Source organism: Bartonella sp. F02, assembly GCF_026929975.1.
GTDB lineage: Bacteria > Pseudomonadota > Alphaproteobacteria > Rhizobiales > Rhizobiaceae > Bartonella.
The window spans coordinates 65,636-80,999 of the sequence record NZ_JANHOK010000005.1 but is presented as its reverse complement, the minus strand read 5'-3'; the positions used below and the strand labels follow the sequence as shown (position 1 = coordinate 80,999).

The window sequence follows — 15,364 nt, the reverse complement described above, 5'->3', positions numbered from 1 at the left end:
ATTTTTAAATCATAGTTTTTAAATCACTTAGGTCTCATTCATAAGAACAGATTTAAATTCTTCATTTGAGAAAGGCAATTTTAATTTTCTGAAATTTTTGTTTCATTTCAGTGATCTGTGCCAATTTCCAACCGATTCCCTATCCCAAGCGGGTAGGGAAAGCAAACACATGCTGTAAGGATAAGCACTCAAGAAACAATGCTCCACTTCTATTTCTTGAGTACATACATGCGCTGCCCCCCGCCCCCTCAATCAATAGTCTTCAAGAGACCATTGAAATAAGTTTTTTTAATTTCTTCTCATGGAGCTCACAGTTGTGACTGCCCGTCGATTTTGATTCCAACAGGAAATATTATCACAAACAGCGACAGGTCTCTCTTTTCCGTATGAAATTGTTTGCATCCGTTGTGAAGAAACTCCTAAAGAGATTAAATAATCACGAACCGCAACAGCACGCCGTTGCCCAAGCGCCAAATTATATTCCCGTGTTCCACGTTCATCAGCATGTCCTTCAATAAGGATAAAATAGTGAGGATGGCGTAACAACCATTCTGCTTGACGTGCAAGAATTTCTTTTGCATCCGATTCAACCGCTGAAGAATCCAAACTAAAGAAAACGCGATCTCCAACATTCACCATAAACTCTTGAACAGACCCCGGAGGCGCACTGTGGCCTTTTGCGCCATTCATATAACCATGACTCATATTTTTGGTCGTGTCGAAATTTTTTGTGGCACAACCCGCAATCGTTAAAAGCAAAACAAAAAGCCCTGCAAATGGGTATTGACGGATAATCTTGTTGACACAATCCATGAATGACTTCTCCTTACAGAAAGAATAAAAATTGAAAGAACTAGATTATTCTAAACAATTTTTTAAAATTAATATCGACTATGTAGAACTCTATAAAATTGATTTATGTCTTTTTCACTTTTTCTTTGAACTTTCTGTAAAGTTTCTGACTTCATGCTGTTTTCGGTTTATTTTCTTAACACAAGCTAACAATTCTTCAATGATTAAGTTCATTTTACCCATCATTTTGTTGATTTCTTTGAAGAGCGTTCAATTTAGCAAAGACTTTATCAACATCCAAATTTTTGTCCATATTTTGCTCTTCTTCATTGAACAGAGCATTTTCTGTAATCGATGCAGGAAGCAAAGTTTTATCTTCTTCTGCAGAAACAAGACGATTTTTTTCTGCTTTCTGAAGTTCAATATTCAAATCAATTTGTGAACACAAGCCAAGCCCAACAGGGTCTAAAGGAGTGAGATTAGCACTATTCCAATGCGTTCTGTGACGAATCTGCTCAATCGTTGATTTTGTTGTTCCAATCAAGCGTGCAATTTGTGCATCTTTTAATTCAGGATGATTAAGCACAAGCCATAAAATTCCATTTGGACGATCCTGACGTCGAGAAAGAGGAATATAACGTGCACCTTTGCGTTTTTTTTCAGTGATACGCACTCTCGATTCAGAAATTTTTAACCGTGCTGTTTGATCGGCTTCCACCCGTGCGATTTCACTACGTGTCAACTGCCCAGAACTAATGGGATCAAGCCCTCTAATCCCATGAGCGGCTTCTCCATCCGCAATGGCCTTAACTTCTAACACATGCAATTTACAAAATTCTGCAATTTGCTCAAATGAAAGAGCTGTATTATCAACTAGCCAAACTGCTGTAGCTTTAGGCATCAAAAGTTGTGTTGCCATCTTTCTAACATCCTTTTATTTGCCTCTTTTTCAAGGCAGGTTATTGCTCTCCATGGAGCGACACAATATAAACTTTCTCTTGATCTCTTGTATGATGCTCATCATCCTATATAAAGAGACATGAGACCTTCCCTTTGGTCTTCTTCAATAAAGCAGACCACACAATAAACCCCTTGCTCTATGAAATCACTTTCTTTTATAGCGTGCTTTTTAATCTACGACAAGATAGTCATCAGAGAGTCATCTTTAATTTAAGAAGATCTTTACCTTTGATGTGATTTTTTTTATAAAAGCTTTATTCAAGCTTTCACTCTATACGTGTGGCACATTTGTCCGTTCATTTGTTCTACGATAGTGAGTCTTCTCATCTTCAACCGAAAGGTAAGCCCATGGCAGGCCATTCACAATTTAAAAATATTATGCATCGTAAAGGGCGCCAAGATGCAATGCGCTCGAAAATATTTTCCAAACTTGCGCGCGAAATTACCGTTGCAGCAAAACTCGGCAGTCCTGATCCTACTATGAATCCACGTTTAAGGCTTGCTGTCCAGAATGCTAAATCACAATCAATGCCCAAAGACAACATTGAACGCGCCATTAAGAAAGCTTCAGGCAACGATGGGGAAAACTACGATGAAGTACGCTATGAGGGATATGGTCCTGGGGGCGTTGCTGTCATTGTGGAAGCTCTAACGGATAATCGCAATCGAACAGCGTCCAACGTGCGAGCAGCTTTCACAAAATCAGGCGGTGCACTCGGAGAAACAGGATCCGTTAGCTTTATGTTTAATCGCATTGGTGAAATTATTTATAAAGCTGAAGCAGGCACTGCTGATCATATTATGAATGCGGCCATTGAAGCTGGTGCAGAAGATGTCCAATTTGAAGAAGACAGTCATCATATTATCTGTGCCTTTGAAGATATCGGTGACGTTTCAAAAATGCTTGAAACAACACTTGGTGAAGCAGAATCCATTAAAACCATATGGAAAGCCACAACTCTCACACCCGTTGATGAAGAAAAAGCAATCTCCGTTTTACGCCTCATTACAACATTAGAAGACGATGATGATGTGCAAAATGTTTATACAAATTTTGATGTAAGCGATGAGATTTTAGCAAAACTATCTGCGTAACTATCTTTGACTTTTATTTATCTTGCATAGACGAAAAACTCCGTTTTAACACGGAGTTTTTAATTTTCACGTCGCTTTAAATCATTTCTTTGATTGATTTTCCTAAGCTCAAGCTCCGCAAAAGCTCAAGCTCCGCAAACCGTTTCTTCAAACAAACCGTTTTTTCAAAAAATATTCATAAACCCTTTAACAGAGCCTAAAAATAAAACTCTGAAAAGCACCCCCCCCAAAGTGCATTTTTTTAAAATAAAAAACACACACTCTGACGAAGACCTTTTCTTTTATCTAGAATTTCTTTCGATCAAACTCTGAAAGATTTTAAATTATACGCCAAGATTACCAAAGCGATTTTTGAACTTAGAAACACGTCCACCACGATCGACCAAAGTTTGAGATCCTCCTGTCCAAGCTGGATGGGTCTTTGGATCAATGTCCAAATTCAAGGTATCTCCTTCTTTCCCCCATGTCGAACGCGTTGTATATTGTGTTCCATCAGTCATAACAACATGGATCGGATGGTAATTGGGATGAATATTCGCTTTCATATGGCAAACTCTCTGTTTTTACACAACGAAGTGCACTTGATATACTTTTTTCGTGCACTCTTTTTGTCTTTTTGGTACATTGTATGAATTTAAATTTATATTAACCGAGCACGTATTAAAAAACAAGTGTCCAAACACTATCAATGATCGTAATAAATCAATAAAGTGGACACACTATACATCAACTTGAATGAGCGACCCCGTGAATAAACAACATGATTACACAGAATCTTCACACGATTCTATAAATTCTACAAAAAAAATCAAGACAACGAAATCTTTCCTTCTCCTCAAAAGTTTTAGTCCTTACATCATCCGTTATCGCTGGCTCATCATTTTTGCCTTAATTTCTTTGTTTGTTGCAGCCTTAGTCACATTGGCTTTACCGATTGCCGTTCGTCAAATGCTGGATCATGGGTTCACAGCCTCAAATCGTGGCCATATCAATTTTTATTTTGGTGTTTTATTTGTATTAGCTTTCCTTCTGGCTCTTGCCTCAAGCTGTCGCTATTATTGCGTCACGACATTAGGAGAACATATTGTTGCCGATTTACGCCGCGATGTTTTTAAGCACATCACCTATCTTTCTCCGGCTTTTTTTGATCGCTCTCATTCTGGTGAACTTGTTTCGCGACTTTTAACCGATACCACTCAAATCAAATTAGCCCTTGGCTCAACAACTTCTGTTGCTCTACGCCATCTGATTGTCGTCATCGGCGCCATTATCATGATGATCATCACAAACGCGAAGTTATCTTTACTTGTCCTTTGCGCAATCCCTTGTGTTGCTATTCCTCTCATTATTTTTGGGCGTAAAGTGCGCACCCGCACCCGTACTGCACAAGATCGTCTTGCCGATGCCAATGCATTAGCTGCAGAACAAATAAGTGCCATTCGTACAGTTCAAGCTTTCACGGCTGAAACGCTCATTTCTAACCGTTTTTCTACCTTAATCAATCGCGCATTTCAAACAGCACGCTCTTCTGTTAAATTGCGTTCTTGGTTTACCGGTTTTGCTATCTCTCTTGTTTTTAGCAGTGTTGTTGTCGTTTTATGGATTGGATCTCATGACGTTCTCAATGGTACTATGTCTGGTGGAACATTAGGCCAATTTTTTCTTTACGCTGTTTTTGGAGCTGGAACTTTTGCACAACTTTCAGAAGTGGGAGCAGAATTAGTCCAAGCAGCCGGTGCGGCTGAACGTCTTGCAGAATTATTACAAGAGCAGCCTTCTGTGATAGAACCTAAAAAACCTGTCCCTCTTGCACAACCGGTTCAAGGTGCTCTTGTTTTTAACCAAGTTGATTTCAGTTATCCTTCCAGAGCTCAAGACAACATTTTACATCATCTTTCGTTTTCGATAAAAGCTGGCGAAACTGTTGCTTTTGTTGGTGCTTCAGGTGCTGGGAAAAGTACGATTTTTTCTCTTATTTTGCGCTTTTATGACCCCACAAGCGGGCATATACGATTTGATAACATCGATATGAGTTGTCTTTCTCTCCATGATTTACGTTCTTCCATTGCTTATGTTCCGCAAGATGTCGATATTTTTGATGGAACACTCCGTGAAAATATCGCTTTTGGTACTGAAAATATCAATGAAGACCAAATCATTGCAGCCGCCAAAACAGCCAATGCTTTTGAATTTATTCAAACCTTACCCGATGGCTTTGACACACGTGTTGGGGAACGCGGTATACTGCTCTCTGGTGGGCAAAAACAACGCATTGGGATTGCACGAGCTGTTTTAAGAAATGCGCCTTTATTACTTCTGGATGAAGCAACATCTGCTTTAGATGCAAGCAGCGAAAAACTCGTACAAGAAGCCTTAGACAAATTAATGGAAAGCCGTACCACATTGGTGATTGCGCACCGTCTAGCAACGGTTTTAAAAGCCGATCGTATTCTTGTGATTGATAAAGGCACACTCATTGAAGAAGGAACACATGCAGAGTTAGTGGCTCAAAATGGAGTATACGCTCGTTTAGCAAAACTTCAATTTTCACCAGATAAAACAGCGTGATTTTGCGAAAAGTCATGCTACCAAAATAGTTTTTAAAACGCGTGTCATCATGGAATCCATCTCTTGATAACACGCGTTCAATAAGGACAAAATAACCCTTCCAAACAATCTGAATAAAAAATCACTGATGCGCACTCAATCACGCACTCAGGAGACATTAATCATGCACCAAGTAGAAAATGAAAACCTTGTGAACAAATGTTCATTTTCTTCACACCATTCTTTATAAGAACCTCAAAAACATCAATGTTGGCTTCTCAGAAAATAGTGTATGCATTATAACAAAAACAACGACATTTGTTGTACAAGTGCCAATAAAAGAACTTTTTCTCTCGTCTATAGAACAAATGCTTCCAGCAAGCATCTTTTTTTACTTCTCTTTTGAAGAGATGTAGACAACTATCACTGTTGTCTTCATTTTTTCGATAATAAAACTTTCTACTGTTGCATTTTTATGCCGATTTCCAAGAGAGAAATTGACAGATTTTAAATTCCTTTTTGAATTGTTTTTCTTAATTCAACATGAATCCATTCATTGCCAGCAATGATATTTTTTTTACGAAAAATATCGTTTCCTCCCTCTTTATCCGTCGCAAAACCACCAGATTCACGAATCATTAAAAGACCAGCGGCCATATCCCAAATCTGAAGATTATCTTCCCAAAAGCCATCCACTCTTCCAGCGGCAACATAAGCTAAATCGAGAGCAGCAGCCCCGAACCGTCGAATACCAGCAACTTCAGTCATAACGTTGCGCAATTCAACCAAATAATGTCCATGATGAGAACGCCCCAAATGAGGGATTCCCGTTGCAATCACGCAGTCTTCTAATTTACGCCGTGCCGCAACCCGACAACGCCGATCATTCAAAAAGGCACCCCGCCCTCGTTCAGCTGTAAAGAGTTCATCCATCACAGGATTATAAATCACACCTGCTACAACCTGACCTTGACTTTCCAAAGCGATAGAAACAGCAAAAAAAGGGATTCCATGCAAAAAATTTGTCGTCCCATCTAAAGGATCAATGATAAAACGATGCTGCGCATCTTCCCCTATGATTTCCTCAGATTCTTCTGTGATAATACTATATTTTGGCCGTGCTTTTTTCAATTCTGTCAGAATAATTTTCTCGGATTTACGATCCGCTTGACTGACATAATCTGCTGGTCCTTTCAAAGAGACTTGTAAATTTTGAACTTCGCCATAGTCGCGCGCTAAAGCGCGACCAGCTTTAATTGCGGCTTGCACCATGATATTCATGACTGCAGAATGAGCCATCTTTTATCCTTTCTTAACTTGCGCGACGCACATAAATTAATTCATTGGTATCGACAATAATCCGTTCCCCAGAATTAATGAATGGTGGCACAAGAATACGAATCCCATTTTCAAGAATAGCTGGCTTATAAGACGACGTCACTGTCTGTCCTTTAATGGCGGGATCCGCTTCAGCGATTGTCACTGTTACTTGATCGGGAAGAGAAATACCAATTGGTTTTTCTTGATAAAGCTCAACTGTCACCGTCATTCCATCTTGTAAGAAAGCAGCACGATCTCCAACAAAATCTTTTTGTAATTCGAGTTGCTCATAGGTTTGAGTATCCATAAAAACCAGAACATCACCCTGTTGATAAAGAAATGTAAAATCCTTTTGTTCGAGTCGAACTCTTTCGACGGTTTCAGCTGCACGAAATCTTTCATTAAGCTTTGTTCCATCGAGGACATTTTTCATTTCGACTTGATTAAATGCACCGCCTTTTCCTGGCTTTACAGCGTTACATTTAACAGCCACCCATAGGCTTCCTTGATGCTCGATGACGTTTCCGGGTCGAATTTCATTACCATTAATTTTCATTATTCACATCCAATGTTATTTTCTCCAAGCAAATGTCCCACCCCTTTTTAATTTTTTGCTGAATCACAGAAATACATTAGACGCAAACTTTTATAAAGTATTCTAAAAAGATTTTCTTCCAAGGAAAAAACACATTTTCTTTATTGATCAATTTTTTAAAAAGAAGAGAAAAGTTGCATAGCTTGTTGCTGAGCTTCCTTTAACTGATCATGGCTCATATTGTGTAACATGTTTTCCAGATCCAACACTTGTTCATTGTTCTGTTTTGCTACCAAATACCACGCAGCCGCCATGATAGGGTTGCTTGTTGTCCCAATTCCATCACGATAAAATCGTGCCAATTCAATCTGCGCTGGTATGATCATTTTGAAGGCATTATCAAAAAATAAATCAAAAGCTCGTTGGACATCAATTTCTCCTCCACGTCCTTGAACAAGCCATTGCGCCAAAATCATTTGAGCCATCCTGTGATGACTAGACGCAGCGACTTCAAGCAATTTGCGCGCATTATCATCATCTTTTGGTCTTGTTAATGTTCCTGAAGCAAGAATTTGTGCTGCTGCAAAAGCAGCCTCAGGTTCACCAAGTGCCGCACCTTTTAAAAATAACATTAAAGCCTGCTCTACCATTGTATTATCAGGACTTTGTGAAGAAACACCCGCAAGAACCTGATCGTGAGGCAATGCTTTTTCGAGCAACAATTGCCCATAATAGAAATAAGCTTCTTTGACACCCGCCTGCACTGCTTTTTGGATAAATTCCTCGGCTTTCTGTTGATTTTTTTTAATAAAAGTTCCTTCAAGCAACATTAAACCATAGCGCAATTGTGCTTGTGGGTCTCCTTGTTTAGCGGCGCGTCCAAACCACAAAGCAGCCCTCGCCCCATCGATGGGAACAGCATATCCTTCCAAATACATTTTTCCTATCAAAGTCTGTGCAAAAGGATCATTGTTTTCAGCACGTCTGAGTGCTGCACGAAAAGCTTTTAAATAATATCCTTGGACATAATAATCATAAGCTTCATCATATTGTCCTGGTTTGAGGATTTTGATTGGTTTTTTCTTTTTTAGATCACTAGAATCTTGAATGGTATTGAAATCTCTACTCAATAACTCTAATGAATCATCCTTTCCCAAAGCACTAGCACCAGCTAGTCCAAGCCATGCTATTCCTAAGCTCAGCATTTTTGCCGTTTTTTTTATCATTAATATGACTTCTCTGAAGATACAGGAAAATTTTTACATTTTTCTTTCACTCTATCAAGAACATTTAAAGGATGATCATGAGAAAAAATCATTTCTTCAATCGCAATAAATTCGCACGCCGTTTCTAAAGTTTCATCAAAAAATTCAGGATCTGCACCGGCTTGAATAATTGCAGGAATTTCCATCATTTCCGTCCACCATTGTGCCAATTGGATATTGCGGCCATGCGCCTGCGGTTTTTTATCCGCACCCAATTTTCCAAACATCAGATAATCGACTCCTGTTTCAGCGACATTCATTGCAGCATGACGACTCTTCAAATTCCCACAACCAATTATTTTCTGCTCTTTTTTATGATTTTGAAGACTTTTGAGAAGATTAGAATCCTCTTCCACATGCAAGCCATCGGCTTTGACACGACCAACAACACGACTTTCATCAGCGATAAGAAAGGCTGCACCACTTTGTTGAACGTCATCAATATATAATTGAGCGCCTTTTTGCAAAAAAGATTCATCTCCTTGAGAAATTTGAGAATCATAGAGAATAAGGCAAGCAAAAGACTTTGTTTGTATAATTTGACGAAAGAGCAGAGGGTTTAAATCGCGTCGAACATCCAGTGTCAAAACCAACTGAGGCACCAGACAAGGCTCAACGGGTTTATTCTTTCGTTTTGTCATCCTGCATCCTTGAATATTAAAAGAGATCGTTTTATGATTGCGCGGGGTTATAAGCAAATCACCTTATTTATATCATAATAAAGGTTCACCTATGGCATACTACGGTGATTTCAATTACAATCAACATCTTTCAAGCCGTGATACACGCATTGATGTTTTTCGTTCTTTAGCGCTATTGACAATTTTCATCAACCATATTCCTGGCACAGTGTATGAACATTTCACACATAAGCACTTTGGTTTTTCAGATTCGGCAGAAATATTTGTTTTGCTTTCAGGTGTTTCTCTTGGATTAAGCTTTAACGCTCAACTATCCAAAAAGCGCTTTACTTTTATTCTCCAAAAACTCTGGCGAAGAGCTTTTCAACTTTATAAAGCGTATCTCTTCACGACTTTTGTGACTTTAACTCTTTTTTTAGGGGCTTCTTTCCTCTGGCATTCAGAAAAACTATCAAGCATGAACAATGTGGAGCTTTTTCTCACGCAGCCTTTTATCGCCTTCCTCAGCACTCTCAGTTTTGGACATCAATTAGGCTATAATAATATTCTGCCTCTTTATATTGTTCTGATGATTTTTGCTCCTTTTGCGCTTTATTGGAGTCATAAACATAAGGGACTTCTTCTTTTAGCATCGTTTATGATTTATCTTATCTGTGGTTTTTATAAAATTGCTCCCCCTTCTTATCCTTTAAACGGAAAATGGTTTTTAAATCCTTTATCATGGCAATTTCTTTTTGTTTTGGGACTCACAGGCACTTTATTTCTGAAACAAGGAAAACAACTTCCTTTCCGTCCTTTTTTACTGGTTTTATCTGCGAGTTACGTTTTGCTTGCATTGTTATGGGTTCGCTTAAATTGGTGGGGTCTTATTGGATGGTTTCACTGGACTTCACCCTTATTAAATTTTAACAAAACTTTTTTAAGTCTGCCCCGTCTCTTACACATTATGTCTTTATCTTTCTTGATCCTTTCTCTTCCCTGGCTCAATCAACGCTTTCAAGTTTCCACAAAACATCCTTTAGCCATTTTGGGTAGACATGGTTTACCCGTTTTTGTGACCGGAACCATTTTTGCAATGTTTGGACAGGTTTTTAAAACATTAGTTACAAGCACATTTTTTTCTGATACCCTTTTGATTGTCAGTGGTATTGCTCTTCAGTTTTGGATTGCCTATTTTTATGAAAAACGAAAATCTTATCATTCATAATCTTTAAAATATTGCATCAAGTCATCTTATTGTCATAACACTATGGACACATTAACCCTAGCACAAGAAGCAGATTGCAGAGCTCTTTCAAAAAAGATATTGAGTTCCCAAATAAAGTTACAGAACAGCAATGAAAAGACTTTTGATCCCGCTCTTTATTGAGAGTTATAATTTCTGCTTCAAAACTGGAGTATAAAAGCGTGAGTGCACATGAACATCCATACGATAAACCAATTATCATGATTGAGCATGATGCTTTTGAAAGTGTTTTTAATCGTCTTTATGAAGAAACAATGGCTCTTATAGAAGAAACAGCCACCTATATTGACACAGAAGGGAAATTAGCGGCTCGTTCTCTTCCTGTGGAAATTTCTGCACTTTTTGCGAAAGAAACTGTGTATTTAAGCACCCGACTTATGCAAATTGCTTCTCGTCTTTTGCTTTTTCGTGCAGAACGCGAAGGAGAAATGTCACCGGAACAAATAAAACGCGAAGCGGCGAAAGTTTCTCTTCATACACCTTCTCTTCAACAAAAAACAGAGCATTGGAAAGAATTGCCATCCGCTTTTCGTCATTTTGTTACACAGTCTCTTCGTTTAGAAGAGCGCGTACGATATATGAATTACAATAAACAAGGAATTTCTACCCACGCTGTTGAAGATGAAAACCCTGTCAACCAGCAAATCCAATTGCTTAAAACGGCCTTTAAACGTCCTTAAAAATTTTTCTTTTTTCTTTTTTGATCTTCCGACTTTTTTTTGCTCTATTTTATTGCTTTCCTTTGCTTATTCTTTTGAAAAAAATTAATCTCTATTCATTTAACTTCTTTCATTCTCTCAAACTTTTTCAATGTCTCATACTCTTCTTCTCTATTTTCCTGTCGTGCCTATTCAAACATCAAGAAATAACATAAACTCCTTTTATGGCAGAAACGATTCGTATTATAGGCATTGATCCTGGCTTACGACGGACGGGGTGGGGAGTGATTGATTTACTCGGCAATCGTCTGCAATTTGTCGCGGCTGGGACTCTTCATTCTAATGCCAAAAATGACCTTCCTTCGCGACTTTGCGAATTGCATAAAGGGCTTTCAAACATTGTGCATCAATTTTTACCTCATGAAGCCGCTATTGAACATGTTTTTGTCAACAAAGATGCTGCCGCTACCTTAAAATTGAGCCAAGCGCGTGCTATTGCACTTCTGGTTCCCGCACAAGCAGGTCTTCCTGTTTCTGAATATGCTCCCAACAAAGTTAAAAAATCAGTTATTGGAGTTGGTCATGGAGAAAAGAAACAAATTCATATGATGGTCAAAGTTCTTCTTCCTCGTGCAGAATTTGACAGCGATGATGCCGCTGATGCTCTTGCTCTTGCTCTCTGTCATAGTACCCACCGCACCAGCCTCTCCTCTCGCATAAAGGTTCCTGCATGATTGGAAAGTTGAAAGGCATCCTTGAAGAAGTTTGTGATGATCACATTATTGTTGATATCCATGGTGTGGGGTATGTTGTTTTTATCCCCAACCGGCTTCGTTTTTCCTTACCAGAGATTGGAGAAAAAATAAGTTTATTTATTGAAACGCATGTTCGTGAAGATGCGATCCGTCTTTTTGGTTTTTCGACACAATCGGAACAAAATTATTTTTGTCTTCTACAAAATGTTCCAGGTGTGGGCGCAAAAGTTGCTTTAGCCGTTTTAGGAACTTTATCGATCGATGAGCTCACACAAGCCATTACACTGGGTGACATTGCCATGATTAGCCGTACACCAGGTGTTGGAAAAAAAGTAAGCCAAAGAATTGTCAGTGAACTCAAAAGTAAAGTGCTTCCTTTCAATGAAAGCAACACAAGCCAACGCTCTTCGGCTTTCACCTCAGAAGCGACCAGTCAACTTGTCAATGATGCTCTCTTGGCCTTAATGAATCTTGGTTTTGAGCGTGATCAAGCAGCCAATGCGATTGCTGTTGCAAAGAATGAACTTGGAGAAGAAACCATATCTTCAGCACTTCTCATTCGTCATAGTCTTAAATTGCTTTCTTCACAGAATACAAGGTAACAATGCAAAAAGATGAAGACAAACGGCTTCTTAGTGCCACTCCCCTTCCCAATGATCCTGATCGTTCTTTAAGGCCACAAACGCTTGACGACTTTATTGGTCAAAAAGCAGAGCGTGCCAATTTAAAAATATTTATTGAAGCTGCCAAAACACGTAAACAAGCCCTTGACCATGTTTTATTTGTTGGCCCTCCGGGTTTGGGGAAAACAACACTTTCTCAAATTATGGCTAAAGAATTAGGCGTTAATTTTCGTTCTACTTCAGGACCGGTCATTGCGAAAGCGGGAGACTTAGCTGCTCTTTTAACCAATTTAGAAGAACGCGATGTTCTTTTTATCGATGAAATTCATCGTTTAAACCCTGCGGTTGAAGAAATTCTTTATCCTGCCATGGAAGATTATCAACTTGATTTAATTATTGGGGAAGGTCCAGCGGCGCGTTCGGTCAAAATTGACTTAGCAAAATTCACTTTAGTGGCAGCGACAACGCGTTTAGGATTATTGACAACCCCTTTACGAGATCGCTTTGGTATTCCCATCCGATTAAATTTTTATACCGTAGAAGAACTAGAATTGATCGTTAAACGGAATGCGCGTCTTTTTTCGGTTCAAATCAGCGATGATGGTGCGCATGAGATTGCCTGCCGTGCTCGTGGAACCCCTCGAATTGCCGGACGCCTTTTACGGCGCGTCTGTGATTTTGCACTGGTCAAACAGGCAGAAAAAATTGACCGTATTCTTGCTGATGAAGCTCTTTCCTGTCTTGAAGTAGACTCTCTTGGTCTTGATCCTCTCGATCGCCGTTATCTTCTTTTGATAGCACAAAAATTTTTAGGCGGTCCAGTCGGGATCGAAACAATTGCCGCTGCTCTTTCAGAGCCACGTGATGCCATTGAAGATATTATTGAACCTTATCTTCTCCAACTTGGTTTTATTCAACGTACCCCCCGAGGACGGGTTCTCGCAGAAAAAGCTTGGTCTCATTTAGGACTTTGTGCACCCAACGTCACGATTTCAACACAAAAACATACTCAACTCATAACTTCACACGAAAAAAACAGCCCACAAACCCCTTCACCCCTCCAAAAAACTTTATGGGAAAGAGATGATGACTGAAATATCCCATGTCACTAATGATAAAACAAACCCTTTTCATATTCTTCAAGCACGTGTTTATGTTGCTGATACAGATTTCTCTGGTGTGGTTTACCATGCGCGTTATTTGGAATTTTTTGAACGCGGCCGATCAGAATTTTTGCGCAATACGGGATTTAATAATGTCGACTTAGCCTCAGGCGTACAAGGCGAAAAATTGTTTTTTGTTGTTCGTCGCATAGAAATTAATTTTTCCAAGCCCGCACAAATTGATAATCTGTTAACAATCAAAACACAGATCAATCGTGTTCAAGGCGCACGTTTTTTCATGGATCAGTCTATTGAGCGTGATGAAACATTATTGGCCGAAGCCACAGTTGAAATTGCCATTATCAACGAAGAAGGCAAACCACGACGTCTCCCTAAAGACATTTTTTCGACCTTTCATCCATAAGATGACGATCAGGAAGTTTCGTATTTTGCATTTCTTTTGTCGATTTTTGTTGTAAACTTAGTTTTGTTGATCAAAATTTAGAAACTATAAAACAATCTGTGGCACGCTCTGTTTTATGTAGAGCCTTTGTCGATGGATCTTTCATTTAAAGGGATAGAAATTATGCCACATGTGGAATTTACAAAGCCAGAGATGATTGGACTGTTTAGTTTATTTATGCAAGCCAATTGGGTTGTTAAAGCTGTTATGATTGGCTTATTGCTCGCTTCTATATGGAGTTGGGCGATCATTCTCGATAAAATATTCACTTATCGAAAAATTCGGCGCGAAATCAAACGCTTTGAACGTCTTTTTTGGTCAGGACAACCTTTAGAAGACCTGTATGTCTCTTGTAAACACTACCATCCCAATAGTATGTCTGTCGTTTTTATAGCGGCAATGACAGAATGGAAAAAATCTCTTACAAAGGGCATTCACACCTCTCTTAGCTTACAAATGAGAATTGATAAAGCGATGAATGTTGCTTTAGGACGTGAAAGTGCAAAAATAGAATCGAAATTAGGTTTTTTAGCAACTCTTGGGTCGGCTGGTCCTTTTATTGGATTATTTGGAACAGTTGTTGGCATTATGAATTCATTTCTTTCGATTTCCGCTTCTCAAAATACATCACTAGCGATTGTAGCGCCAGGCATTGCAGAAGCACTTTTAGCCACAGCGATTGGTTTGTTAGCCGCGATCCCAGCGGTTATTGCTTACAACAAATTGACACATGAGAGTGCTAAAATCATTGCACAAATAGAAGATTTTGCTGATGAATTTTCAACCATTGTATCCCGGAGAATTGATGAAACAACAACATCCAATTCTTCCCAATAAAAGAGATTAAGTCATGGGATTTTCTGTCGTTTCTTCTTCCAAAAACACAAGACGCCGCCGCCGCTCAAACACACCTCTTATGAGCGAAATTAATATAACACCCTTTGTTGATGTCATGTTGGTTTTGCTTATTATTTTTATGGTCTCTGCTCCTCTTTTGGTCAACGGTGTTCCTCTTGATCTCCCCCAGAGCAAAGCAGGCCCTGTGCGAGCAGACAGCCCTCCTCTCACAGTTTCACTTGATGCACAAGGGCGTTTAGCGATCAACCAAGACTACTACGAAACTCCTGAAGCTTTAATTACAAAACTCAAAGCACAGCTGATCGCTCACCCTGAACACAAAAACCAGCGCATTTTCGTCCGCGCAGCAAAAACAGTTGAATACCAAAAAGTATTACAACTCCTTGCCGATATTCAAAAAGCAGGTTTTTCAAATGTTGCTTTAGCCAGTTTAGCGCAATAAAAACCCTCATCAGCTCTTGCACAATGCATAAAAAAAATGATGAAAGATGACAAAAGTACA

17 protein-coding genes are annotated in these 15,364 nt (G+C 39.1%); 10 read left to right on the top strand and 7 right to left on the bottom strand.

Annotation, left to right across the window (positions count from 1 at the left end; all coding sequences use genetic code 11):
• Positions 1-288: 288 nt before the first annotated feature.
• Entirely contained in the window at positions 289-813 is a 525-nt protein-coding gene (gene pal / locus NPY00_RS05190; RefSeq protein WP_269021015.1) for a peptidoglycan-associated lipoprotein Pal, read from the bottom strand.
• A gap of 214 nt (positions 814-1,027) precedes the next feature.
• Complete coding sequence (locus tag NPY00_RS05185; RefSeq protein WP_269021014.1) at positions 1,028-1,711, bottom strand: DUF1013 domain-containing protein; 684 nt, start codon at positions 1,709-1,711, stop codon at positions 1,028-1,030.
• 389 nt (positions 1,712-2,100) lie between these two features.
• Between NPY00_RS05185 and NPY00_RS05180 the strand changes: the two genes are divergently transcribed.
• The gene (locus NPY00_RS05180; RefSeq protein ID WP_269021013.1) at positions 2,101-2,847 is read left to right on the top strand and encodes a YebC/PmpR family DNA-binding transcriptional regulator; all 747 of its coding nucleotides are present in this window, start codon (positions 2,101-2,103) and stop codon (positions 2,845-2,847) included.
• Between the two features lie 323 nt (positions 2,848-3,170).
• Here the strand turns inward: NPY00_RS05180 and rpmE are convergent, their stop codons facing one another.
• Positions 3,171-3,392: a 50S ribosomal protein L31 gene (gene rpmE / locus NPY00_RS05175; protein ID WP_269021012.1), complete on the bottom strand. Its 222-nt coding sequence runs from the start codon at positions 3,390-3,392 to the stop codon at positions 3,171-3,173.
• Positions 3,393-3,636: 244 nt separating this feature from the next.
• Here rpmE and NPY00_RS05170 point away from each other — a divergent pair, with 244 nt between their 5' ends.
• Positions 3,637-5,415 carry an ABC transporter transmembrane domain-containing protein gene (locus NPY00_RS05170; protein WP_269021072.1) on the top strand — a complete coding sequence of 593 codons (1,779 nt, stop codon included), beginning with the start codon at positions 3,637-3,639 and terminating at the stop codon, positions 5,413-5,415.
• Positions 5,416-5,901: 486 nt separating this feature from the next.
• Here NPY00_RS05170 and NPY00_RS05165 read toward each other — a convergent pair whose 3' ends face one another.
• From NPY00_RS05165 to NPY00_RS05150, 4 genes are all read right to left on the bottom strand, one after another.
• Positions 5,902-6,693 carry an inositol monophosphatase family protein gene (locus NPY00_RS05165; protein WP_269021011.1) on the bottom strand — a complete coding sequence of 264 codons (792 nt, stop codon included), beginning with the start codon at positions 6,691-6,693 and terminating at the stop codon, positions 5,902-5,904.
• A 13-nt stretch (positions 6,694-6,706) separates the two neighbouring features.
• On the bottom strand, positions 6,707-7,270 hold the full coding sequence (gene efp, locus NPY00_RS05160; RefSeq protein ID WP_269021010.1) for an elongation factor P: 564 nt from the start codon (positions 7,268-7,270) through the stop codon (positions 6,707-6,709).
• A 155-nt stretch (positions 7,271-7,425) separates the two neighbouring features.
• Positions 7,426-8,475: a tetratricopeptide repeat protein gene (locus NPY00_RS05155; RefSeq protein WP_269021009.1), complete on the bottom strand. Its 1,050-nt coding sequence runs from the start codon at positions 8,473-8,475 to the stop codon at positions 7,426-7,428.
• Positions 8,475-9,155 carry a thiamine phosphate synthase gene (locus NPY00_RS05150; protein ID WP_269021008.1) on the bottom strand — a complete coding sequence of 227 codons (681 nt, stop codon included), beginning with the start codon at positions 9,153-9,155 and terminating at the stop codon, positions 8,475-8,477. Before NPY00_RS05150 ends, NPY00_RS05155 begins: the two co-directional genes overlap by 1 nt.
• A gap of 91 nt (positions 9,156-9,246) precedes the next feature.
• Between NPY00_RS05150 and NPY00_RS05145 the strand changes: the two genes are divergently transcribed.
• The 8 genes from NPY00_RS05145 (at position 9,247) to tolR (ending at position 15,304) form a co-directional block, all read left to right on the top strand.
• The gene (locus tag NPY00_RS05145; protein WP_269021007.1) at positions 9,247-10,362 is read left to right on the top strand and encodes an OpgC family protein; all 1,116 of its coding nucleotides are present in this window, start codon (positions 9,247-9,249) and stop codon (positions 10,360-10,362) included.
• 200 nt (positions 10,363-10,562) lie between these two features.
• Positions 10,563-11,081: a DUF1465 family protein gene (locus NPY00_RS05140; protein ID WP_269021006.1), complete on the top strand. Its 519-nt coding sequence runs from the start codon at positions 10,563-10,565 to the stop codon at positions 11,079-11,081.
• A 203-nt stretch (positions 11,082-11,284) separates the two neighbouring features.
• Positions 11,285-11,794 carry a crossover junction endodeoxyribonuclease RuvC gene (gene ruvC / locus NPY00_RS05135; protein WP_269021005.1) on the top strand — a complete coding sequence of 170 codons (510 nt, stop codon included), beginning with the start codon at positions 11,285-11,287 and terminating at the stop codon, positions 11,792-11,794.
• Positions 11,791-12,417 (top strand): Holliday junction branch migration protein RuvA, encoded by a 627-nt coding sequence (ruvA, locus tag NPY00_RS05130; protein WP_269021004.1) that lies wholly within the window; start codon positions 11,791-11,793, stop codon positions 12,415-12,417. The genes ruvC and ruvA overlap by 4 nt, the downstream gene beginning before the upstream one ends.
• A gap of 2 nt (positions 12,418-12,419) precedes the next feature.
• Complete coding sequence (ruvB, locus tag NPY00_RS05125; RefSeq protein WP_269021003.1) at positions 12,420-13,532, top strand: Holliday junction branch migration DNA helicase RuvB; 1,113 nt, start codon at positions 12,420-12,422, stop codon at positions 13,530-13,532.
• Positions 13,525-13,965 (top strand): tol-pal system-associated acyl-CoA thioesterase, encoded by a 441-nt coding sequence (ybgC, locus tag NPY00_RS05120; RefSeq protein WP_269021071.1) that lies wholly within the window; start codon positions 13,525-13,527, stop codon positions 13,963-13,965. The genes ruvB and ybgC overlap by 8 nt, the downstream gene beginning before the upstream one ends.
• 162 nt (positions 13,966-14,127) lie before the next feature.
• Positions 14,128-14,841, top strand: a complete 714-nt coding sequence (gene tolQ, locus NPY00_RS05115) for a protein TolQ (protein ID WP_269021002.1) — start codon at positions 14,128-14,130, stop codon at positions 14,839-14,841.
• A gap of 13 nt (positions 14,842-14,854) precedes the next feature.
• Entirely contained in the window at positions 14,855-15,304 is a 450-nt protein-coding gene (gene tolR, locus NPY00_RS05110; RefSeq protein WP_269021001.1) for a protein TolR, read from the top strand.
• Positions 15,305-15,364 lie beyond the last annotated feature (60 nt).

What these genes read in the sequence shown, in the direction of transcription:
- ybgC (WP_269021071.1), top strand. Translation starts at nt 13,525, where the DNA reads ATGACTGAAATATCCCATGTCACTAATGATAAAACAAACCCTTTTCAT.
- ruvB (WP_269021003.1), top strand. Translation starts at nt 12,420, where the DNA reads ATGCAAAAAGATGAAGACAAACGGCTTCTTAGTGCCACTCCCCTTCCC.
- tolQ (WP_269021002.1), top strand. Translation starts at nt 14,128, where the DNA reads ATGCCACATGTGGAATTTACAAAGCCAGAGATGATTGGACTGTTTAGT.
- NPY00_RS05165 (WP_269021011.1), bottom strand. Translation starts at nt 6,693, where the DNA reads ATGGCTCATTCTGCAGTCATGAATATCATGGTGCAAGCCGCAATTAAA.
- ruvC (WP_269021005.1), top strand. Translation starts at nt 11,285, where the DNA reads ATGGCAGAAACGATTCGTATTATAGGCATTGATCCTGGCTTACGACGG.
- pal (WP_269021015.1), bottom strand. Translation starts at nt 813, where the DNA reads ATGGATTGTGTCAACAAGATTATCCGTCAATACCCATTTGCAGGGCTT.
- tolR (WP_269021001.1), top strand. Translation starts at nt 14,855, where the DNA reads ATGGGATTTTCTGTCGTTTCTTCTTCCAAAAACACAAGACGCCGCCGC.
- rpmE (WP_269021012.1), bottom strand. Translation starts at nt 3,392, where the DNA reads ATGAAAGCGAATATTCATCCCAATTACCATCCGATCCATGTTGTTATG.
- NPY00_RS05180 (WP_269021013.1), top strand. Translation starts at nt 2,101, where the DNA reads ATGGCAGGCCATTCACAATTTAAAAATATTATGCATCGTAAAGGGCGC.
- NPY00_RS05145 (WP_269021007.1), top strand. Translation starts at nt 9,247, where the DNA reads ATGGCATACTACGGTGATTTCAATTACAATCAACATCTTTCAAGCCGT.
- efp (WP_269021010.1), bottom strand. Translation starts at nt 7,270, where the DNA reads ATGAAAATTAATGGTAATGAAATTCGACCCGGAAACGTCATCGAGCAT.
- NPY00_RS05150 (WP_269021008.1), bottom strand. Translation starts at nt 9,155, where the DNA reads ATGACAAAACGAAAGAATAAACCCGTTGAGCCTTGTCTGGTGCCTCAG.
- ruvA (WP_269021004.1), top strand. Translation starts at nt 11,791, where the DNA reads ATGATTGGAAAGTTGAAAGGCATCCTTGAAGAAGTTTGTGATGATCAC.
- NPY00_RS05155 (WP_269021009.1), bottom strand. Translation starts at nt 8,475, where the DNA reads ATGATAAAAAAAACGGCAAAAATGCTGAGCTTAGGAATAGCATGGCTT.
- NPY00_RS05185 (WP_269021014.1), bottom strand. Translation starts at nt 1,711, where the DNA reads ATGGCAACACAACTTTTGATGCCTAAAGCTACAGCAGTTTGGCTAGTT.